20 protein-coding genes and 2 pseudogenes are annotated in these 19,137 nt (G+C 65.5%); 6 read left to right on the plus strand and 16 right to left on the minus strand.

What is annotated here, in order from left to right; translation table 11 throughout:
- Positions 1 to 11: 11 nt before the first annotated feature.
- The 8 genes and pseudogenes from ACFV2O_RS27975 to ACFV2O_RS28010 form a co-directional block, all read right to left on the minus strand.
- Complete coding sequence (locus tag ACFV2O_RS27975) at positions 12 to 1,085, minus strand: LLM class flavin-dependent oxidoreductase (protein WP_379254353.1); 1,074 nt, start codon at positions 1,083 to 1,085, stop codon at positions 12 to 14.
- Positions 1,085 to 1,597: an SRPBCC family protein gene (locus ACFV2O_RS27980; protein ID WP_379254355.1), complete on the minus strand. Its 513-nt coding sequence runs from the start codon at positions 1,595 to 1,597 to the stop codon at positions 1,085 to 1,087. Before ACFV2O_RS27980 ends, ACFV2O_RS27975 begins: the two co-directional genes overlap by 1 nt.
- Before the next feature lie 317 nt (positions 1,598 to 1,914).
- A complete protein-coding gene (locus ACFV2O_RS27985) occupies positions 1,915 to 2,502 on the minus strand; it encodes a TetR/AcrR family transcriptional regulator (protein WP_379254357.1) in 588 nt (195 codons plus the stop codon).
- A 136-nt stretch (positions 2,503 to 2,638) separates the two neighbouring features.
- Positions 2,639 to 3,640: an NADP-dependent oxidoreductase gene (locus ACFV2O_RS27990; protein WP_355073844.1), complete on the minus strand. Its 1,002-nt coding sequence runs from the start codon at positions 3,638 to 3,640 to the stop codon at positions 2,639 to 2,641.
- Between the two features lie 127 nt (positions 3,641 to 3,767).
- Positions 3,768 to 3,902, minus strand: a pseudogene (locus tag ACFV2O_RS27995) (SDR family oxidoreductase); the annotation flags it as partial.
- A 74-nt stretch (positions 3,903 to 3,976) separates the two neighbouring features.
- Entirely contained in the window at positions 3,977 to 5,194 is a 1,218-nt protein-coding gene (locus tag ACFV2O_RS28000) for an acetyl-CoA C-acetyltransferase (protein WP_379254541.1), read from the minus strand.
- A 302-nt stretch (positions 5,195 to 5,496) separates the two neighbouring features.
- Entirely contained in the window at positions 5,497 to 6,006 is a 510-nt protein-coding gene (locus ACFV2O_RS28005; protein WP_355073848.1) for a helix-turn-helix domain-containing protein, read from the minus strand.
- A gap of 141 nt (positions 6,007 to 6,147) precedes the next feature.
- Entirely contained in the window at positions 6,148 to 6,711 is a 564-nt protein-coding gene (locus ACFV2O_RS28010) for a PadR family transcriptional regulator (RefSeq protein ID WP_355073850.1), read from the minus strand.
- A 263-nt stretch (positions 6,712 to 6,974) separates the two neighbouring features.
- Here ACFV2O_RS28010 and ACFV2O_RS28015 point away from each other — a divergent pair, with 263 nt between their 5' ends.
- A complete protein-coding gene (locus tag ACFV2O_RS28015; protein WP_379254359.1) occupies positions 6,975 to 7,973 on the plus strand; it encodes an NAD(P)H-dependent flavin oxidoreductase in 999 nt (332 codons plus the stop codon).
- Positions 7,974 to 8,125: 152 nt separating this feature from the next.
- Here ACFV2O_RS28015 and ACFV2O_RS28020 read toward each other — a convergent pair whose 3' ends face one another.
- Entirely contained in the window at positions 8,126 to 8,431 is a 306-nt protein-coding gene (locus ACFV2O_RS28020) for a putative quinol monooxygenase (RefSeq protein WP_379254361.1), read from the minus strand.
- Positions 8,432 to 8,904: 473 nt separating this feature from the next.
- Between ACFV2O_RS28020 and ACFV2O_RS28025 the strand changes: the two genes are divergently transcribed.
- Genes ACFV2O_RS28025 through ACFV2O_RS28035 form a run of 3 tightly spaced genes read left to right on the plus strand, consistent with a single transcriptional unit; the run spans position 8,905 to position 11,607 of the window.
- Positions 8,905 to 9,996, plus strand: coding sequence for a hypothetical protein (locus ACFV2O_RS28025; RefSeq protein WP_379254362.1), 1,092 nt, complete (start codon positions 8,905 to 8,907; stop codon positions 9,994 to 9,996).
- Positions 9,997 to 10,000: 4 nt separating this feature from the next.
- Positions 10,001 to 11,110, plus strand: a complete 1,110-nt coding sequence (locus tag ACFV2O_RS28030) for a zinc-binding dehydrogenase (protein WP_379254364.1) — start codon at positions 10,001 to 10,003, stop codon at positions 11,108 to 11,110.
- Between the two features lie 44 nt (positions 11,111 to 11,154).
- Positions 11,155 to 11,607 carry a PaaI family thioesterase gene (locus tag ACFV2O_RS28035; protein WP_379254366.1) on the plus strand — a complete coding sequence of 151 codons (453 nt, stop codon included), beginning with the start codon at positions 11,155 to 11,157 and terminating at the stop codon, positions 11,605 to 11,607.
- Positions 11,608 to 11,692: 85 nt separating this feature from the next.
- On the opposite strand, the gene ACFV2O_RS28040 is transcribed toward ACFV2O_RS28035, so the two are convergent.
- The 3 genes and pseudogenes from ACFV2O_RS28040 to ACFV2O_RS28050 form a co-directional block, all read right to left on the minus strand.
- Positions 11,693 to 12,490 carry a crotonase/enoyl-CoA hydratase family protein gene (locus tag ACFV2O_RS28040; protein ID WP_355073858.1) on the minus strand — a complete coding sequence of 266 codons (798 nt, stop codon included), beginning with the start codon at positions 12,488 to 12,490 and terminating at the stop codon, positions 11,693 to 11,695.
- A 300-nt stretch (positions 12,491 to 12,790) separates the two neighbouring features.
- Positions 12,791 to 13,373, minus strand: a pseudogene (locus ACFV2O_RS28045) (zinc-binding dehydrogenase).
- Positions 13,374 to 13,377: 4 nt separating this feature from the next.
- Positions 13,378 to 13,692 (minus strand): putative quinol monooxygenase, encoded by a 315-nt coding sequence (locus ACFV2O_RS28050; protein WP_379254368.1) that lies wholly within the window; start codon positions 13,690 to 13,692, stop codon positions 13,378 to 13,380.
- Positions 13,693 to 13,752: 60 nt separating this feature from the next.
- Here ACFV2O_RS28050 and ACFV2O_RS28055 point away from each other — a divergent pair, with 60 nt between their 5' ends.
- Positions 13,753 to 14,709, plus strand: coding sequence for a GlxA family transcriptional regulator (locus ACFV2O_RS28055; RefSeq protein ID WP_379254370.1), 957 nt, complete (start codon positions 13,753 to 13,755; stop codon positions 14,707 to 14,709).
- A gap of 28 nt (positions 14,710 to 14,737) precedes the next feature.
- Here the strand turns inward: ACFV2O_RS28055 and ACFV2O_RS28060 are convergent, their stop codons facing one another.
- Positions 14,738 to 15,196, minus strand: coding sequence for a MarR family winged helix-turn-helix transcriptional regulator (locus ACFV2O_RS28060; RefSeq protein WP_379254371.1), 459 nt, complete (start codon positions 15,194 to 15,196; stop codon positions 14,738 to 14,740).
- 61 nt (positions 15,197 to 15,257) lie between these two features.
- On the opposite strand from ACFV2O_RS28060, the gene ACFV2O_RS28065 reads away from it, so the two are divergent.
- On the plus strand, positions 15,258 to 15,626 hold the full coding sequence (locus tag ACFV2O_RS28065; protein WP_355073863.1) for a VOC family protein: 369 nt from the start codon (positions 15,258 to 15,260) through the stop codon (positions 15,624 to 15,626).
- A 170-nt stretch (positions 15,627 to 15,796) separates the two neighbouring features.
- On the opposite strand, the gene ACFV2O_RS28070 is transcribed toward ACFV2O_RS28065, so the two are convergent.
- From ACFV2O_RS28070 to ACFV2O_RS28080, 3 genes are all read right to left on the minus strand, one after another.
- The gene (locus ACFV2O_RS28070) at positions 15,797 to 16,684 is read right to left on the minus strand and encodes a haloalkane dehalogenase (protein WP_379254372.1); all 888 of its coding nucleotides are present in this window, start codon (positions 16,682 to 16,684) and stop codon (positions 15,797 to 15,799) included.
- 68 nt (positions 16,685 to 16,752) lie between these two features.
- Complete coding sequence (locus ACFV2O_RS28075) at positions 16,753 to 17,397, minus strand: TetR/AcrR family transcriptional regulator (RefSeq protein WP_379254373.1); 645 nt, start codon at positions 17,395 to 17,397, stop codon at positions 16,753 to 16,755.
- Between the two features lie 95 nt (positions 17,398 to 17,492).
- A complete protein-coding gene (locus ACFV2O_RS28080) occupies positions 17,493 to 19,100 on the minus strand; it encodes an amidohydrolase family protein (protein ID WP_379254374.1) in 1,608 nt (535 codons plus the stop codon).
- Positions 19,101 to 19,137 lie beyond the last annotated feature (37 nt).

Genomic DNA, 19,137 nt, shown 5'->3' on the forward strand with positions numbered 1-19,137 from the left:
GGAGCATGCGTCTAACCACCCTGGGAGTGACAGATCGTCGAACGACCATCCAGCCCGTGCACAAGATCGATGCCGCGGCCGAGATTGTCCAGTCGCGCGTGCAGGGTGTCGCCCGCGGGATAGAGACGTACCGTGTCCACGCCGGTGTCGCGCCAGGTTCGCAACCGCTCGCGGACCATGTCCTCGGTGCCGATCAGCGTGGTGGCCAGCACCATTTCGTCGGTGACCAGCGCGGCGGCGCCATCGCGATCACCGCTCTGCCACCGTTCACGCACTCGAGCGGCGACATCGGCCCAGCCTTGGCGGCTGTAGGCGTTGTTGTAGAAGTTGGTCGAGCCCGATCCCATTCCGCCCAGCGAGAAGGCGAGTTCTTTCTTGCGGCTGCCGAGGACCTCGTCGAGTTGGGCCTCGTCGGCGACGATATTGATCTCCGCGCCCTGACAGATGTCCAGATCCGCGCGCTCCCGGCCGGAGCGGGCCAGCCCGGCGTCGAGATGCTCGAAATAGGCGTCCGCTCCCTCGGGGACGAAGCTGGTGCCCAGCCAGCCGTCGGCGATCTCGCCGGTCAACTCCAGCATCTTCGGTGACAGGGTGGCCAGGTAGATGGGAACCGTGACCGCGGGCACGCTCAGCCGCATCGGTTTGCCCTCGCCACCGGGCAGCGGGATTGTGAAGTGCCGGCCCTGGAAGACGATCTTCTCGCCGGTGCAGGCTGCCCGGATTATCTGCACGGTCTCGCGCATGCGCGCCAGCGGACGGGCGAACGGCACGCCGTGCAGACCCTCGATGACCTGCGGGCCGGAAGCGCCGAGCCCGAGCAGGAATCGGCCTTCGGACAGTCGTGCCAGCGTCATGGCAGTCTGGGCGATCAGCACCGGCGACCGGGTGCCGAGCTGAATGATGCCGGTGCCCAACCGCATTCGCTCGGTGCGCGCGGCGAGGAAGCCCAACGGTGTCACCGCATCGCTCCCCCACGCCTCGGCCATCCAGCAGATGTCCAGGCCGAGTTTCTCAGCTTCGACTACGAATTCGACGAGGTCGGGCCAGTTCGCCCCCGACGCCTCGATGGTGGTGGCCGTGCGCATCACGCGTCCTTCTCCACTAGATCCTTGATGGCGGACAGATTGGCCGCCATGCCGAACTCGAACTCGCGCAGGCGCACGAAAACGATCTTCTGCTCCTTCTCGGGCATGGCATCGATCGCGAAGTTGAGTCCCGAACGCGCGGGACCCATCTGGGTCCACTGCTCCAGGACGGTGCCCGCGCCCTCGGGTTGGAGGGTGAAACGCCATATGCTGGATGGGTATCCGGGGTCGCCGACAGCCCAGGCGAAGCGCCGCTCCGGCTCGAATTCCACGACCGTGCTGGTCGTTTCCCAGTTCCCCATGGCCTCGTGGGCGTTACGGCCGATGAACCGCGCGCCGACCTCGGGTCCGGTTGCGCCGTCGAGCCATTCCACGCTCTGTAGTTCTTCACTCAACCGCGGCATGAGGTGGATATCGCTGACGAATGCCCACACCCGTCGCGGTGGCGCGTCGATGAAGGTCTGAACTGCCACGGTCGGGGTGTCGGCATACACCTGCCCGGTCCACTCCACGATCAGCTCCTTCCGGCTGTTTCGCCCATAGTTGCATAGATAGACTAAGCACTACAACGGTCTCTTCAGCGCACTCAACAGCTGAGTTTCACATTTGGACTCACGGGGATGGGGCTATGCCGCGCACATCGTCGGCGAACTGTGATCCTCCCGGCACCCCGCACGATTGATCCACTGGGGACGACTCTCGGACGCCCCTAGATGGGGCGTCGCTTCATCGATCGCCGACATGACGGGCTGGGGTAATCGATGGCTCTCCGACGAGGGCGTCGGCAAAATCCGGCGATCCGTAGCCGGTCATTCACCGGGAGGCCGGTCTACTTGGACGCACCCACGATGCGCAGCGCGAGGTCCACGTAATAGTCGCCGATCTCCTCCGGCGAGAGCGAGCCGTCCTCCCGGTACCAGCGAGCGAGGTCGATGCCGAGCGACAGCAGAGCGACCGCCGCCATATGCGGATTCGGGTTGTCGAACACACCCGCCGCCACGCCTCGCTCGATCAGCTGCCGCATCTCCGCGTCGATGAGGTGACGGATCGCCTTGATCTCGCCTTGATGCTCCGGACTGAGCGCGGCGAGTTCGTAGTTGATGACCCGGGCCACGGTATGCGCCCGAGCATGGAAAACAGTGAAGGCCCTGACCGCCGCGATCAACTGATCGACCGGATCGTCAGCGGAAGCGACAGCGCTCTTTAAGCGCTTCAGCGTGTTGTGGTGACCGGTCCGGGAGACCTCGTAGAGAAGTTCCTCTTTCGAGCGGTGATGCACATAGATGGCTGCCGTGCTCAGCCCCGCGATCGAAGTGATGTCGCGAGTGGTCGAGCCGTGGAAGCCCCGCTCGGCGAAGGCGACGACCGCGGCATCCAGCAGCCGAGCTCGTGTGTCGTCCGCACGTGATTCGGTCACTTGAACAGTCTCGCATCCTGCCATCGAACACTTCCGGACGGTATCGGTCCGGGCCTCGCGCGACCGGCGTCGATGCTGTCGTGACCTTCGGCGCGTCGCACGGCTGTGATCCCGGATACGCTGCGGTGGCCGCCGCTCAGAGCGCGAGCACGAGTTTTCCGTTGTTGGCGCCGCTGAACAGCATGTTCAGCGTCTCGCCGAAACGCGCGACGCCTCCCTCGACGACGTGCTCGCGGCTCTCGAGCTTGCCCTCGGCCAGCCATTGCGCGATCTGCGCGACGGCTTCGCCGTAGCGATCGGCGTAGTCGAAGACTACGAATCCCGTCATCGAGGCGCGGAAGACCAGCAGTGACATATAGCGCGACGGACCGGGAGGCAGCTGCTCGGCGTTGTAGGCCGAGATCGCGCCGCACAGCACCACGCGGGCCCCGCGGCGCAAGTTCATCAGCGCGGCATCGAGGATGTCACCGCCCACGTTGTCGAAGAAGACGTCGATGCCCTGCGGGGCGAGCTCGCGCAACCGCTTCGCGACGTTGTCGTTGCGGTAGTCGACAGCCGCGTCGAAGCCGAGTTCCTCGGTGAGCAACCGGGTCTTCTCCGGGCCACCCGCGATCCCGATGACCTCCGCGCCCTTGGCTTTGGCGATCTGACCGACCACGCTCCCGACGGCGCCTGCCGCCGCCGAGACCACCACGGTGTCGCCTGCCTGCAGCTTCCCGACCTCGAGCAGGCCGAAATACGCTGTCATGCCGGGCATTCCGAGGGTGCCGAGCCAGGTGGGGCCGGGGGCGATGGTCAGATCGACCTTCGAGACGTCACTGCCGTCACTGATCGCGTATTCGGTCACCCCGAAAGTGCCGCTGACCGTGTCACCGACGGCGAAGTCGGGGTGCGCCGATTCCACGACCGTGCCGATATCCAACGACCGCATCACCTCGCCGATCCCGACCGGCGGCACATAGGAACGCTGATCTCTCAGCCATCCACGCATGGCGGGATCGATGGAGATGAAGTCGATCTTCACCAGCAGCTGACCTTCGGCGGGCCCTGGCAGTTCCTCGGTCGTCAGGCTCCAGGTGTCGTCGCCGGGCAGCCCCGACGGACGCCGCGCGAGACGGATCTGCTGAGTCTTCGTCATGACATTTCTCTTCTCATCGATTCGGCCATATGTCCGGGATGGCGTCCGTTGCCGTCGGGAAACTCTGCCCCACAGCGAATCTGGTCAGCTGCAGATCCCGCTCGCAGACGGTCGCGAACCGTGCCGGTCAGTTCTTCGGTCCTCCGGCGACGTACACGACCTGCCCCGACACGAATCCCGCACCCTCGCTCGCCAGGAATGAGACGGTGTGTGCGACATCCTCGGGCGACCCCGCTCGCGCGACCGGAATCTGCGCGATCGCTCATGGTGCTCTCCTTCGGGATGGACAGATGCTCGACGGTCCACGCGCAACCGGTGGACGACAGCGGTGCGCGCTCAGGACAGCCGCTCGAGCACCATGGCCATGCCCTGGCCCCCGCCGACGCACATGGTCTCCAGGCCGAACTGTTTGTCATGGAACTGCAGCGAATTGACGAGGGTGCTGGTGATCCGCGCACCGGTCATCCCGAAGGGATGGCCGACGGCGATCGCGCCGCCGTTGACGTTGAGCTTGTCGAGGTCGATGTCCAGTTCGCGCATGGACGCGATGACCTGCGCCGCGAAGGCTTCGTTGATCTCGACCAGGTCGATGTCGCCGATCGTCATGCCCGCGTTGGCCAGCGCCCGCCGCGACGCCTCGACCGGGCCCAAGCCCATGATCTCCGGCGACAGGCCGCTGACGCCGGTGGAGACGATGCGCGCGAGTGGCGTCAATCCGAGTTCCGCCGCCTTGGTATCCGACATGACGACCACCGCGGCGGCGCCGTCGTTGAGCGGGCAGCAATTGCCCGCGGTGACCGTGCCGTCCGGCCGGAACACCGGCTTCAACGCCGCGACCGCGTCCAGCGTCACACCCGCGCGCGGACCGTCATCGGCCGACACCACCGTGCCGTCGGGCAGAGTCACCGGGGTGATGTCGCGTTGCCAGAATCCATTCGACAGCGCGATTTCGGCGAGGTTCTGGCTACGCACGCCGAAGGCGTCCTGCTCCGCGCGGCTGACACCCGCGAACTGCGCGACGTTTTCGGCGGTCTGCCCCATCGCGATATAGATGTCGGGCAGTGCTCCGTCTTCGCGGGGTTCCGACCAAACCTGCCCTCCCGCAGCGAATTTCGACGTCCGCGCGACCGCGTCCTCGAACAGGGAGTTCTGGGTGCCCGGCAGGCCATCGGCATTGCCGCTGTTGTAGCGGCTGACGGTCTCGACGCCCGCCGAGACGAACACATCACCTTCACCGGCTCGAATCGCGTGCAGCGCCATCCGGGTCGTCTGCAGGCTCGACGAACAATAGCGATTGACCGTGACGCCGGGCACCCGATCGAGCCCGGCCAGTACCGCCACCACCCGTCCGAGGTTGAAACCCGATTCGCCCGCGGGCTGGCCGCAGCCGAGCATCAGGTCGTCGATCGTGGCCGGATCGAGCGCGGGCACCCTTTGCAGCGCGGCCTTGACGATCTGCGCCGCCAAATCGTCGGGGCGCATGTCCTTCAGCGAGCCCTTGACGGCGCGTCCGATCGGCGACCGGGCGACGGAGACGATGACGGCTTCGGGCATGTGCCCAACCTCCCAGCTACTTACTAAGCGCTTATTCAGCGCATACGATGCTGGATCGGACAGGCCGCGGTCAATACCGACGGCCCGCATTTATCGATGTGATCTGCCACACAACATGTACATAAGTGCTGGTGAGGCAGGTGAATTCGGCTCGCGAAGAACGCGGCCACTGTGCGCGTAGCACCTCGTTCGGAGTGTCCTTCGGCAGAGCAGAGCACCGAAGCGACGATGGCGGTGGACCAGCAACTCGGTGTTCCGCTACACCTCGGGACCTGAAACCGGCCCCGGTGAACTTTCGTCAGTTACTTCGACTCTTGCCGCGCGAAGCGCTCCACGACGTCGGGACGTTCGCGCAGATGTTCGGGGTAGCCCGGACCCATGCGCAGGCGGGATTCCTCGATCGGGACAGGCTGTTCACAGTGCTCGCAGACCACCTTGACCTGTGTGTCATGACCGCACGCGGTGTGCCGCACAAGCACCGGCGGACCCGATTCGTCGGCGAGCCAGCGATCACCCCAGCTCGAAATCGCCAGCAACACGCTCCAGAAGTCGGCGCCCTTCTCGGTCAGCACATACTCGTACCAGGTCGGCTCGACCTGATACGGCCGTTTCTCGAGCAAGCCTTCGTCCACCAGACGACGCAAACGGTTGCTGAGCGTATTGCGCGCGATGCCCAACTGCTGCTGGAAGTCCTCGAAACGGCGTACTCCATAGAAGGCCTCACGCATCACCAGCGGGGTCCACCAATCACCGAGCAGATCCATCGTGCGCGCGACGGAGCATGGCCACCGTGCGAAGGATGTACGCCTCATTCAGCGAGGATATCGGTTTCATAGATAGACCATGCACTTGATGACGCCACGCGGCCGCCCGCGCTCTGTGCAGGCCATCCATCGGACCCCCGCCTCGACCCCGAACTTCGCCGACAGGCTGCGGCCGCGACGAGCCTAGGCTCAGGTCGAGCGCGATTCGCTCGGCGTCTGCATGGCATCGAGGGCTTCGATGACTTCCCGACACCAGTCGATCCAGGCACGTTCGGTCCCGAGACCGGCCTTCAGGATCAGATGCCTCATCGCGCCCGCATCGTCGCCGACAGCCGGAAAATCACGTGCCTCGATCTCCCGATAGGTCGCGAACGTCTTCTCGTGCACCGCGAGGTGGTGTGCGACGACCTCGCGGACACCTTCGAAGTCCCCGGTGGCGGCCGCTGCCCGCAACCTGATCAGCAGCGTTTCTCGCTGCTGCGGCGGCTCGTCGACCTCGCACACCCAACGGCGAAGCGCAGCGGTGCCCGCCGGTGTGATGGAGAAACGCTTCGGCTGACCACGCCCCGGGGCCTGTGGCTGCGAAACCTCGGCGACCAAACCGCCACCGCTGAGCCGATCCAATTCGCGATAGATCTGCTGATGGGTGGCCGACCAGAAGTATCCGAACGCGCGGTCGAAGCGCCGAGCGAGTTCGATGCCGGTCGAGGCCCGTTCGGTCAACGCGGTGAGGATCGCGAACTGCAGTGCCACGGCCCCATGTTAGAGAGCGTCGAGCGCGTTGGTCCCGCGACCTGAATCCGGAGTCTCCGCGGCGAAGGCTGTGCGCGGGACCTTGCGCGGCCCGGGATCCGGCAACTTATGAAGCCGTGACCACCGGGCGTGTGATCGGCCACACATGTTTTTGCAACTTATTGCATGAATGCGGGGTGCGTCGATAGCTTCGTCGTAACGCAGCGCTATGCGGCCGGAATCGCCGCGCGTCAACGCTTCAGAACTCCTCGAAGGACGTCATCATGGCCTTACCCGCCGCTCTGTCCGGTCGCCTCACCCTGCCCATCGTGGGCTCGCCGATGTTCATCTCCTCCGGACCCGAACTCGTGATCGCGCAGTGCCAGGCCGGGGTGATCGGATCCTTTCCCGCGCTGAACGCACGTCCGGCGTCACTGCTGGCGGACTGGCTGGACCGCATCACCGAGGAAAACGCGTCGTTCGCGGCGGCGAACCCGGACGCCACCGTCGCGCCGTTCGCCGTCAATCAGATCGTCCACCGGACCAACGACCGCCTCGAACACGACATGGACGTGATCGTGCGGCACCGCGTGCCTATCGTGATCACCTCTCTGGGCGCACGCCCGGAGATCAACGACGCCGTGCACTCCTACGGCGGAATCGTCCTGCACGACGTGATCAGCGACGAGTTCGCTCGGAAGGCAATCGAAAAGGGCGCGGACGGCATCATCGCCGTCGCTGCAGGCGCAGGCGGCCACGCCGGAACGCAGTCGCCGTTCGCGCTTGTCCAGGAGATCCGGGAGTGGTTCGACGGGCCGGTGCTGTTGTCCGGCGCGATCGCCCACGGCCGTTCCATCCTCGCCGCGCAGGCCGCGGGCGCTGATCTCGCCTATATCGGTTCGGCATTCCTTTCGACCGTCGAGGCGATAGCGGCTGCGGAATACAAGCAGATGATCGTCGACTCCCGAGCCAAGGACATCGTGTACAGCAACTTGTTCACCGGTGTCCATGGCAACTATCTGCGCGGCAGCATCGTCGCCGCAGGCCTGGACCCGGACAACCTCCCCCATTCCGACCCTTCCGTCATGAATTTCGGCTCCGGCGGCAATGCGAGCGCCAAGGTATGGCGGGACATCTGGGGCGCCGGACAAGGCATCGGCGCGATCAAGGAAAACCTCACTGTCGCGGACTTGGTGGCTCGCTTCAAGGCCCAGTACGACGAGGCGCTCCAGGCTCTCGCCCGCAAGACACCGAGGCCCGACACCGTCGAGCAGCCGGCCTGACCCACCCATGGCCGTCGAGGCCTTCCTCGCCAAAGACGAGGAATTCATCGGCCGCTGACGCGGAATACCCGCCTACCCGGTAACGCGATCATTGCCAGGTAGGCGGGTATTCCGCGTTTCGGCGCGCCGATGACCGGCCCGCGGCAGCAGTCTCAGCCGGCCGCGACGACCGGGTAGGTGTCGACCTGCCTGCGATCCAGTCGCGGAATGATTCCGTCGATTCCCAAAGTCCGGAAGTGCTCGGATTCGCGGTGGGCGGCGAAGCCCTCGGCATCGGTGTAACGCTCGAGGATCACCAGGTGCGTTGGGTCGTCGGTATTTTGGAAATAGTCGTAGGACAGGTTGGCCGGTTCTTCACGGCTGGCGGCGCGCAACCGGGCGAGCAGTTCGAGGACGGCCGTCAGCTGCTCCGGCTGCACGTGGTAGTGGGCGATCACCTGAAAGTAAGTCTGACTCATCTGGTTGCTTCTCCATATCGCGGCCGATGCTCTCGGGCGCGGCGAATTCAGCGGCGTAGCGTGCCGCACTGCCATGGCGGCCTGTTCCAGGCGTCTACGCCATGCGCGCCATAGTCAACATTCTTACTACATGCTTCACAGGCCGTGGCGTCGAGACCAACGCTTCGCGCGCCGGCGCAAGTCGGGCCCGGGCACGCTCGACAGCCGTGCAGCGGCACTGATTCCGCAGTGCGGATACCCATAATGTCGCAAAGGTTAGTTCTATTGTCGCAATCTTGACCAGGTCGATGGCTAGCGTCGCGAACGTGGCAACGGGAACACGAATACTCAACTCCTTAACCATCGGTCGAGGTGTGCGCTCGAGGGCTCGCACGGTCCCTGCCGCTGGTCGAGTCCGAAGCGAGAACTCCGGACAGCAGTGTCACCGCCACGCCAAACCGAGTCGTTCGAGTCATCAAAGGTGAGGAACACCGATGAAAGCTGTCATTGGCAACAGCCCCAGCCACTACCAGCGGTTGGGTCTCACGCCCGGCGTGATCGAGCCCTGGGAGGACGGCCTCCGCACCGGCGCTGCCGACGGGACATTCGAATGGTGGTACTGCGACGCGCATTTGGAGGATGGTTCGACCCTCACGGTCGAGTTCCACACCAAGCCGCCGTATGTCTCCCCCAAGGCGCCGCTGACCCCGTTCGTGTTGCTGACGTTGACGCGCCCGGACGGAACACGAATTCAGAAGACCCGCATCGAGTCACCGGACGCCTTCCGAGCCGCCACCGCCGGCTGCGACGTGCGGATCGGCGCCAACGTCTTCCGCGGTGGCCCCGAGGGCTACACCATTCATGCCGAGATCGATGAAGTGACCGTCGACCTCACGCTGAACCCGCAGGTGCCGCCATGGCGGCCCGAATCGGGGCTGCTCTTCTTCGGCGAGAACGAAGAGCACTACATCGCCTGGTTGCCGGTGGTGGCGAGGGGTGCCGTCGACGCCGTTCTGACCGTGGACGGCGAGGTCGTGCGATCGACGGGACTGGGCTACCACGACCACAACTGGGGCAACATCGCACCACGAAAGATCCTCGACCACTGGTATTGGGGTCGAGCATTGCTCGGCGACTACACGATCGTGACGCTGGCGTTCGTCGCTGATGATCAGTACGGCGGCGTGACGGTCCCCGTACTGCTGATCGTCAAGGCAGGCGAGATCGTGGCCGCCAGAGTGGGCGCGGAAGGCATCGAGGTCGCCGCGGACGACACCGCCGTACATCCCGACAGCGGCGTGCCGTTCGACAAGCGGCTGCGGTACACGATCGAGGAAGCGGGCACGACCTACACCGTCACCTTCACCTACCTCGACGACATCTTCCGGCTGGACTTCGGCGAGTACGGCGCCTACCACCGCTTCCTCGGCGACGTGACGTTGACGCACACCAGCGACGGTCACACCGACAGTCTCGACGGCCGAACCGTCTGGGAACTGCTGTATTTCGGCGAGCGCACACACGACGCCACGGCGACGACACCCGTCGACGCCGAGCATCCGCCGATCATCACCCATCAAGCATGACCGAATGACACACCCCAACCAGTCCGGCGCCGTCGCCGGACCGAGACGAAAGCTGCGACGCATGCGAGTGCTCTACTACAACGGAGCCGGGGGTTTGGAATGGCGCGACGAACCCGAGCCGGTGATCCGAAGCCGGACCGACGCGCTGGTCCGGCCCATCGCGGTCTCGACCTGCGATCTGGATCAGCGAGTGATCCGCGGCGCGGTGCCCCTCCCGGGTGTCGACGCCCCGTTCGCCATCGGCCATGAAGGCGTCGGCGAGGTCGTCGAGGTCGGGGACGCGGTGACCGGTATCGCCCCCGGTGACCTGGTCGCGATCCCCTACCACGTGTCCTGCGGGAACTGCGACCGGTGCCGCGCGGACCTGCCGCTCTACTGCCGAGCCACCGCCGCCCACGGTGTGGCGGCATACGGAATCCCGTTCGGCGGCGGATATGGCGGACTGTTCTCCGACCTCGTGCGAGTCCCGTTCGCGAGCTATGCGCTGCTCCCGCTGCCACCGAATGTCACTGCCATCCAAGCTGTTTCGGTCGGCGACAACCTCGCGGACGCCTGGCGCTCGGTGGTTCCGCATCTGCGCCGCGATCCCGGCGCCGATGTCCTGGTGATGAGCGGGGGCACGATCGGCCTCTACAGCGCCGATGTCGCGCGTGCCTGCGGCGCTCGTGTCGTCCACTATGTCGACCCCGACCCGGACCGGCGTCGCATCGCCGCCGAACTGGGGGCCAGTACCAGTGCTCCCGAAGAGTTCGAGCCCAGCGCCCACGAGTACCAGATCGCCCTCAACCACTCCAGTGGATCGGGCCGTGCCTTGCGCAATGCGATCCTGGCGACAGCACCGGGCGGTTATGTCGAAAGCAGCTCGTTCTATTTCAACGACATCGAGCTGCCGCTGCCTGCGATGCACATGAAGGGCATCCATTTCAGCAGCGCGCTCAGCAACGCCCGCTCGCACATGCCCGAGGTGCTGAATCTGCTGTCCAGCGGCCGCCTGCATCCGGAACTGATCATCACCGACGTGATTCCGTTCGACAGCGCCGACCAGGCGATACCGACGGCCGGATACAAACCCGTCTGCGTTCGCAGATCCAGCAGCGGCATCGAGGAAACGTGAGCGCGGTTGACGAACGCCCCGACGAGACCGACAGGAAGACAACCATGACCGTAGTCGACTTCACCAGCATGAGTGGACTCGAACTGATGCGCTGGGCCCAACGGGATCGGCCTGCCGACACACCGTCCATCGGCCGCTTGATCGGTATCACCATGGATGAGGTCGAGAAGGGGTATGCGGCGATGTCGATACGTACGCAGCCGGACTTCTCGAACCCGCTCGGCCAGGTCCACGGCGGCATCGCGGCCACGTTGCTCGACTCGGTCATGGCATGTGCGGTGCACACCACCCTTCCGACCGGAGCTCGCTACACCACTCTGGAGTTGAAGGTGAACTACATCCGCTCCGTCGCGCTCGATGCCGGGCGAATCACCGCTGAGGGCAAAGTGATCCATGTCGGGCGAACGGTGGCCACCGCAGAAGGCAAGGCCTTCGACGAGAGCGGCAAGCTCGTCGCGCACGCCACCACCACCTGCATGATCTTCCTCCCCCGGTAGGCAGCAGCCCGGGCGTGCGGCGTCCGTTCGCCGTCACGCCCGGCAGTGGCCGACCTGACTGCGAACTCGGCCCCGCATCCGCTTGTTATCGCCCGGTGAATCGTGCCGGTCGCCGCTCCAGGAACGACAACATGCCTTCCCTGGCATCCTCACTGGTGACCAGACGCCGCAAGTCCGCACGGATGGCTTCGCCCGCGACGACCTCGCCGTCGTTTATCGCGCGCCGGGCCGAAGCCATGGTCGCCTCGATACCGAGCGGCGCTTGCTCGCTGATCCGTTCCGCCAGCTCGAGCGCACGCTCGAGCTGACGGCCGGGCTCGACCACCTCTTGGACGAGCCCGAGGCGCAGCGCTTCGTTCGCGTCGAACGGATCTCCGGTGAGCAGCCAGCGCATCGCGTTGCCCCATCCCGCCTCACGCGGAAGCCGGTAGGTCGCGCCACCGAGGGGAAAGATACCGCGCTGCACTTCCATCTGCGCGAACTGAGCGTCGGCGGCGGCGATGCGCACGTCCGCGGCGAGCAGCAGTTCGATTCCGATGGTCATGGACCATCCGTGCACGGCCGCCACGACCGGAGTCGTGCGCGCCGGTCCGGTGGTGGACACCGGATTCAACTCGTCCTCGGCCCAATCGACGCTGCTGTCGGTGATCTGCGGCAGCACATCGGCCAGATCGAGCCCGCCGGTGAAATTCGCGCCGTGGCCGTACAGGACACCGCACCGCAGGTCGTCGTCCGTCTCCAGGACGTAGTAGGCATTTCCGAGCGCACGCAGCAACTCCATGTCGAACGCATTGCGTTTGGCCGGGCGATTCAGGCCCATCAACAAGACATGCCCGCGCCGCTCGACGGTGAGGACCGCACTTGGCCGCAGATTCTCGGTCATGCCGAGACCACCGTCGACACGGCCTGTTTCACCATCGACTCGTGTGTTCGGAAATGCGAGCATTCCGTGCGCGAGCCGTCCTTCGCGGACTGTCCGGCGGCACGGAAAGTTCCGAGCCGCCGGAAACAATATGGCCGAGAATCGACCTGTGCCTTCATGAAGTTCTCCGTTCGGGACATCGACGACGACCGATTTCGTCGTCGCGGCCGACGCTACGTAGCGCCCGGATACCTGATGCGGCATAACGGCCACCGTTTGCGACATGATCGGGACAACGGAGTCCGGCACGGGCCCGGCTGTTCAGGGGCGGACGAGCACCTTGAGCGCTTCGCGGGAATCCGCGGCGCGGTAGGCATCGGCGATCTGGTCGAGGCCGGCTTCGCGGTCGAAGACCTTGCCGGGTTCCACCCTGCCGTCGAGGACGCCCGGCAGCAGGGTGTCGGTGTAGGCGCGGACCGGCGCGGGACCTCCGGTGAGAGTGATATTGGGGCCGAACAGACTGCCGAACCCGATCGGGGCGTTCTTGTATTGCGGGACACCCACCCGGCTGATCACACCGCCCGGGCGGACGACGCCGACGGCCTGCTGGTAGGCGGGCATATGACCGACGGCTTCGATGACGACGTGGGTGCCGTCCCCGCCGGTGAGCTCACGGACGGCGGCGATGCACGTCGCCGCCGATGTCTTCGACTACGCCGACGAACTCGTGGCCCATGGAAAACCCCTGGGGTATCGGAGCCATGGAATGGTAGGGGTGCAGATCCGTCCCGCACACGCAGGCGCGCACCACGCGGACGATGGCGTCGGTGGCGTCGTGGATCACCGGGTCGGGGACATTGATGACGCGAACGTCGCCGGGGCCGTACAAATACGTGGCTCGCATGAAGTTACGCCGCGCCGTTCTTGACCGCGACCACCGACAGCGGTGACACCGTCGGTGGCTGGGCGAGCAGATCGCTGCCCTCACCCAGAATCAGTGCGGCGGCCGCGCCCGCCATGTGCGCCTTCTGCTCCTCCGGCGAGGCGAACACGTCGACGAGGAAGAATGTCGACGGTTCCGTGGCCGACCGTCCGGCCAGCCACACCGTCGTCCCGGCTTCGGCTTCGATCAACGGACGGGCGCGTTCCAGGAGTTCGGCGAAGGCGTCCGCTTTGCCCTCGGCGGTGGTGAAGGTGACCATCAATGCGGTATTCGTTGTCATGGCCGCGACACTATTGGCGACAAAACTAATGATTGCGACAAAACGGCTACACTTTGCGACATGAAGATCGGGGTTGCCGCGATCACCGGCGGCTGGGACTCCGGCCTGACCACCGTCTTGGACGTCCTACGTACCGCCGAAGCCGCACGAGAACGAGTCGACCGGAACATTCCGGCGATTTCCGTCTGCACAATCGCGGCGACCCCGGCACCGATCCCCACGCAGGGCGGCCTGCTGGTCCCGATCGACTTCACCTTCGATGATGCCCGCATGGGCGATCTCGACATCCTCGTCATTCCCGCCATCGGCGCCAACAGCCCACCCGGCGTGATCGACGCCCTCCTGCGCCCCGACATACATCGGCTGCGCACGCAGCTACGCGACTGGGCAGACGAAGGCCGTCAACTAGCCGCCGCCTGCACCGGCACACTGCTGCTGGCGGAGGCGGGCATCCTCAACGGACGCCGCGCCACCACCAGCTGGTGGCTCACCACCGAATTCCAGCGCCGCTACCCGCGCGTCGATCTCGACATGACCCGAATGGTCGTCCAAGACGGACACATCACCACAGCGGGCGCCGCGTTCGCCCACATCGATCTCGCGATCAACCTCGTGGCTCGGGCCAGTTCACAACTCGCCGACTTCACGGCTGCGACTCTGCTCATCGATGAACGTCCCTCCCGCAGTATCGAATCCGCCCTCGGCTATCTCTCCAGCACCGACCGGCTCATCACCGACTTCGAAAACTGGATCCGCGCACATCTCACTGAACCCATCTCGATTGCCGACGCCGCCACCGCGATCGGGACCACCCGTCGCACTCTGGAGCGTCACGTCCGGCAACAACTGGGCACCAGCCCCAATACCCTCGTGCAACACATTCGCGCCGAACGCGCCCGCCACCTCCAGCGCACCACCGACCTTCCCCTCACCAAGATCGCGCCGATGGTCGGCTACCAAAGCAGCGCCGCACTACGCAACGCACTGACCGCCAGCGAATGCCGCGAGCACAGTTAGCGCGCCGAGACGTGCGCCGGGGAACGAGCTATGCATCGTCGTTGCCATCGCGCAGGGAATGGATCATGCTCCGCAGGATCCGCAACGCGCTGGACCGCTCGGTCTCGGTCAGGCCGGCGAGCATTCTGACCTCGACGGACCGGACCGCCACGGTCGCCTTATCGAGGCTCCGTCGTCCGCGGGGCGTGAGCCGTGTGGGAAGAACCTTCCCGACGGGCGCCTCCGCGGGCCTGGTCACGTAGCCGTCTCGTTCCAGAGCCTGGAGTAGCACGTTCATCGTCTGCCGTGTCACGAACGCGCCCCGCGCGAGCTCGGAGTTCGACAGGCCCGGTCGTTGCGCCAGCAGCTCGAGGCAGGAGTAGTGCGTCACGCTCATCCCGAGTGGCCGCAGCACCTCCTCCATGGCTACGCGCAGGACGCTCGACGCCTCTTTCAGCAGGTAGCCCAGTGACGTTTCCAAGTCGACGCCCGCACGGTCTTGACTCATGTCAGTATTCTGACATAGATTGCCATGTGTCAGAAAACTGACACAGAATGAGGAGATCATCATGCCCGTTACCGGCCCCGACTTCATCTCGCTGCAAGCGCGCGACCTGGTTGCTTCGCAGGCGTTCTACGAGCAGTACCTCGGCCTCGTCCGCTCGCAGGCCGGACCTCCACACGCCGTCGTCTTCGAGACGAAGCCGATCGCGTTCGCACTCCGCGACGTCGTTCCCGGCACCGATCTCGCATCCGTCGCTCAGCCCGGCATCGGCGCCGCGATCTGGCTCCACGCCACCGACGTCCAGGCCATTCACGATGCTCTCGTCGCCGACGGTCACACCATCGTCTCCGCACCGATCGACGGCCCCTTCGGTCGGACATTCACCTTCGCCGACCCCGACGGCTACCAGGTCACTCTCCACGACCGCGTCTGACGGGACCAGCGTCACCGGACGATCACCGCCCCCGAAGACCGCGCGGCGACAAGTACACCGCCGTGATCATCGACCTCACCGGGATCCGTGACTCCACCGGACCAGCGCGGCTGCTGGACATACGCTCGCCGACCGGCCCAGTCGCTGTCGCCTCGGCGACTTACGCACCTTCAGTAGCCTACTTCCTTGACGAATTCCGCTATGGCGGTGCCGATTTCATCAGGGCTGTCTTCCTGAATGAAATGTGATCCCGCGACGGTCGTTTCGCGCTGATTGGGCCAGGTGCGGCAGAATTCGCGTTGCGGTCCGGTGAGAATGGAGCCCGGTTCCGCGTTGACGAACAACTTCGGGACATCGCTGGTGCTCAACCATCGTCCGTAGTCCTCGACCACCTCGACGACATCCTTCGGCTCCCCTTCGATCGGGATCTGGCGAGGCCAGCTCAGAGTGGGCCGGCGATCCTCGCCCGGCGACGCGAACGGCCGCCGATATTCCGCCATCTCCGCGTCGCTCAGCGCTCGGAGTACCGAACCGGGGAGAACCCGCTCGACGAAGATGTTCTTCTCGAGCACCATTCCCTCACCAGCAGGCGACCGGAAACCCTGGAACACGCCCCGTGCGCCTTCGGGCCACTGTTCCCACGTCACCGGCATGACAATGCTTTCCATGTAGACGATTGCCCGGACGCGGTCGCGGTGCTGGTTGGCCCAATCGAATCCCAAAGCCGACCCCCAGTCGTGGAGGACCAGCACGATATTGTCGCCGAGATCGAGCGCATCCCACAGATCGAAGAGATACGAGCGGTGCTCGGCATAGGTGTATCGGTCGGGACCGGAATCGGGGAGCTTGCCGGAATCACCCATGCCGATGAGGTCGCAGGCGATCAACCGTCCCAGCCCCGCACAGTGCGGCATGACGTTGCGCCACAGATACGACGATGTGGGATTGCCGTGTTGAAAGACAATGGCGTCGCCCTGCCCCTCGTCGATGTAGGCCATGCGCTGTCCGCGAACATCCGAGAATTTCTTCGCCGCGAAAGGCGCTGTACTGTATGGCATTACAGAGTCTCCTTATGTGTAGGTGTCCCGTTGAAGGCAGGTCTATGCCGCTGCGGCAGTCCGATCACTCACACCTCTGCCCCAGGCCCGCGCTCGGCGCGCTCGTCGACCGCGGCGCCCATCCGCGCCGCCGCGTTCCGGCACACGCGAAGAATCCGCGACGAGAAGGACTCGGATTCCACAGCCCGTGACAGCACGAGTCCGCCGATACACAAGGCCAGGGTCGCGATGGCTTCGTCATAGAGTTCGTGCTCCTGCGGATCGTCCACCGGACGGCCACCCATCGCGTTGAGAGTCTTGCGCAGTTCCTCCTCGTAGGCTGACCTGAACTCGGCGGGCATGCGCGCGGCGTCGGATCCGATCGCCGAGAACGCGCACGAATCCGCCCGCTCGTCGCGGTGGGTCCGGTTGAGATAGCCGCGCGCGAGTCGGGCCGCGCGGGCGCCCCAGGACGCGTCGCGCGTCTTGCCGATCCAACGCGGCCGGCTTTCGGCGAGCCCGTGCCGGAAGGCCGCGATGGCCAGATCGTCCTTACTCGCGAAGTGTGAGTAGAAGGCTCCGTGCGTCAGGCCCGCGTCCCGCATGACCTTCCCGATAGCGCCGCCATCGGGACCATCCGCCCGCAGCCGAGCGGCGCTCGCGTCGAGGATGCGCGTCAACGACTCTCGTTTCTGTCGCGCCCGCTGCCCCTCCCCGGAGGGAGAATTTCGCATGTCGACCATCATGTGAACTACGCTCTCGCATGATGTCCGTCATGTCAATGCGCCCAACCGGCCGAGCGGTCGGGCGCGCACGGGATATCGCAGGGTCAACTGACGAAGTTCCTGGCGAGCCGCCGCATGGTCAGGCGCGCGAGCAATCGCGTGGTGAACTCGCCGAAGGCACCCTCGAAGCGGGCGAGCTCTTTGCCGATGGCCACGTCGAGATCCGCTGCGGTGATCAACGTTCCCTTGGCCACCGTCGCCGTCAGGTCCCGGCTCACCGACCAGCTCGAATGGCGTGGATCCGATCGAGTGACGACGAGTTCGGCGCGCGCACCACGATCCACGGTGCCGATATCGGTGAGTCCGAGCGCGCTCGCCGCGGTGGCGGTGGCCAGCCGCCACGAGTCCCGGCGTGGGATACCGGCTTGCTCGAAGGCCTCGAGTTCGCGATGCAGGGCGATCCCCGGCGCGACGAACGGTTGCTGGGTGTCGGTACCCAACCGCAGCGGCACACCGTCACCGAAGAGACGGTTGACGAGCAGGTGTTTGCGCTCCACGGCGCGCCTGCACCGATCGAAGTCCTCGCGTCGGATGTCGCGATAGGCGGGGATGCCGTGTCGAGGGTGCCACACGATGGCCGAGTAGAACGACGGCAGCGCTCGCGCTGTGGGCTCGTCGCGCGCTTGGTGATGCCGCTCGAGATCGAGGACGCCGGTGGAGGTGTTCAGCGTCGGCGTGACCGCGAGCCCGCGGTCGGCGCTCACCTGCCGGACGAGATCGATGCGGCGGTCGTCGACCGCGTCCCAGTCGATCATGCGATTGAAGACGTGGTCCCGCCGAATACTGGCCGGCGGCGCCATACCGAACAGGTGCTGCCCATCCGGCAGTTGCGCATCCTCGTGCCCGAGCCCGTACGGGACGTGTCCGAGAACTCCCATGCCGGCCGCACGTGCCGCTGCTTTGAGCGCGACGATGCGCGGAACATCGAGATTCTCATAAGATTTGACCCACGTGGCCCCCAGGTGCCGCAGCCGATCGATGATGTCCGGCGCCTGCTCCGGATCGGCGTAGCCGAACGAGTTCGACCACCGTGCCGGTGGGGAGTTCACGAACCCGTAGGCGTAGTGGATCTCCGGTCCGGGCAGGGCGCCGGATACCACCGATGCCAGCGCCGCCGGTGTCGCCGTCCCGTCGGTGTCGCCCGCGTCGCGAACGACCGTGATCCCGTGCCGCAGGGTTTGCAGTAGGAACAGATCGGTCAGCCGAAGCACGCTGTCAGGAGGCATGTGCACATGCATGTCGATCAGCGCGCTCGCGACAAAGCCGCCGCGAGCTTCCTCGAACACCGTCGCCTGTGGCGGAGGTTGCATCGCACCGGCCGGGGTGATGCTGTCGATCCGGCCGTCGACCACATAGACGTCGACATGCACCGCATCCGGCCTGTCCATGTGGGCGATGGTCACATCCGGCAGGACGAAGGCGCCACGGATCGTGGGCAGGATCGAGTCCCGTGTGGACACCGTCTCGGTCCAGGCGTCTCGGCCGAGCCGCTTGAACAGGCTGTTCTGCCGCATCGGCTGTGCCGGACGCGATCGCACCACGGATAGACTCGGTGCCGCGCAACAGCTCTCGTGTACCAGGCCCATGACGGCGCGGCAGAACTGGTCGAATGCGATGTTCGACGTCGTGGCGAGCGACAGGGCGGAAGTCACAGTCTGTCCTCCTTCGGAAATCGACGAACTCGACCCT

Origin of the sequence: Nocardia sp. NPDC059691, assembly GCF_042733915.1 — a bacterium.
Lineage (GTDB): Bacteria > Actinomycetota > Actinomycetes > Mycobacteriales > Mycobacteriaceae > Nocardia > Nocardia sichangensis.

Excerpts from the sequence above, each read along its gene's own strand:
- ACFV2O_RS28035 (WP_379254366.1), top strand. The coding sequence starts at position 11,155 with ATGACCGTAGTCGACTTCACCAGCATGAGTGGACTCGAACTGATGCGC.
- ACFV2O_RS27990 (WP_355073844.1), bottom strand. The coding sequence starts at position 3,640 with ATGACGAAGACTCAGCAGATCCGTCTCGCGCGGCGTCCGTCGGGGCTG.
- ACFV2O_RS28065 (WP_355073863.1), top strand. The coding sequence starts at position 15,258 with ATGCCCGTTACCGGCCCCGACTTCATCTCGCTGCAAGCGCGCGACCTG.
- ACFV2O_RS28060 (WP_379254371.1), bottom strand. The coding sequence starts at position 15,196 with ATGAGTCAAGACCGTGCGGGCGTCGACTTGGAAACGTCACTGGGCTAC.
- ACFV2O_RS28000 (WP_379254541.1), bottom strand. The coding sequence starts at position 5,194 with ATGCCCGAAGCCGTCATCGTCTCCGTCGCCCGGTCGCCGATCGGACGC.
- ACFV2O_RS28050 (WP_379254368.1), bottom strand. The coding sequence starts at position 13,692 with ATGACAACGAATACCGCATTGATGGTCACCTTCACCACCGCCGAGGGC.
- ACFV2O_RS28075 (WP_379254373.1), bottom strand. The coding sequence starts at position 17,397 with ATGCGAAATTCTCCCTCCGGGGAGGGGCAGCGGGCGCGACAGAAACGA.
- ACFV2O_RS28055 (WP_379254370.1), top strand. The coding sequence starts at position 13,753 with ATGAAGATCGGGGTTGCCGCGATCACCGGCGGCTGGGACTCCGGCCTG.
- ACFV2O_RS28020 (WP_379254361.1), bottom strand. The coding sequence starts at position 8,431 with ATGAGTCAGACTTACTTTCAGGTGATCGCCCACTACCACGTGCAGCCG.
- ACFV2O_RS28025 (WP_379254362.1), top strand. The coding sequence starts at position 8,905 with ATGAAAGCTGTCATTGGCAACAGCCCCAGCCACTACCAGCGGTTGGGT.
- ACFV2O_RS28040 (WP_355073858.1), bottom strand. The coding sequence starts at position 12,490 with ATGACCGAGAATCTGCGGCCAAGTGCGGTCCTCACCGTCGAGCGGCGC.
- ACFV2O_RS28015 (WP_379254359.1), top strand. The coding sequence starts at position 6,975 with ATGGCCTTACCCGCCGCTCTGTCCGGTCGCCTCACCCTGCCCATCGTG.
- ACFV2O_RS28030 (WP_379254364.1), top strand. The coding sequence starts at position 10,001 with ATGACACACCCCAACCAGTCCGGCGCCGTCGCCGGACCGAGACGAAAG.
- ACFV2O_RS28005 (WP_355073848.1), bottom strand. The coding sequence starts at position 6,006 with ATGAGGCGTACATCCTTCGCACGGTGGCCATGCTCCGTCGCGCGCACG.
- ACFV2O_RS27975 (WP_379254353.1), bottom strand. The coding sequence starts at position 1,085 with ATGCGCACGGCCACCACCATCGAGGCGTCGGGGGCGAACTGGCCCGAC.
- ACFV2O_RS28070 (WP_379254372.1), bottom strand. The coding sequence starts at position 16,684 with ATGCCATACAGTACAGCGCCTTTCGCGGCGAAGAAATTCTCGGATGTT.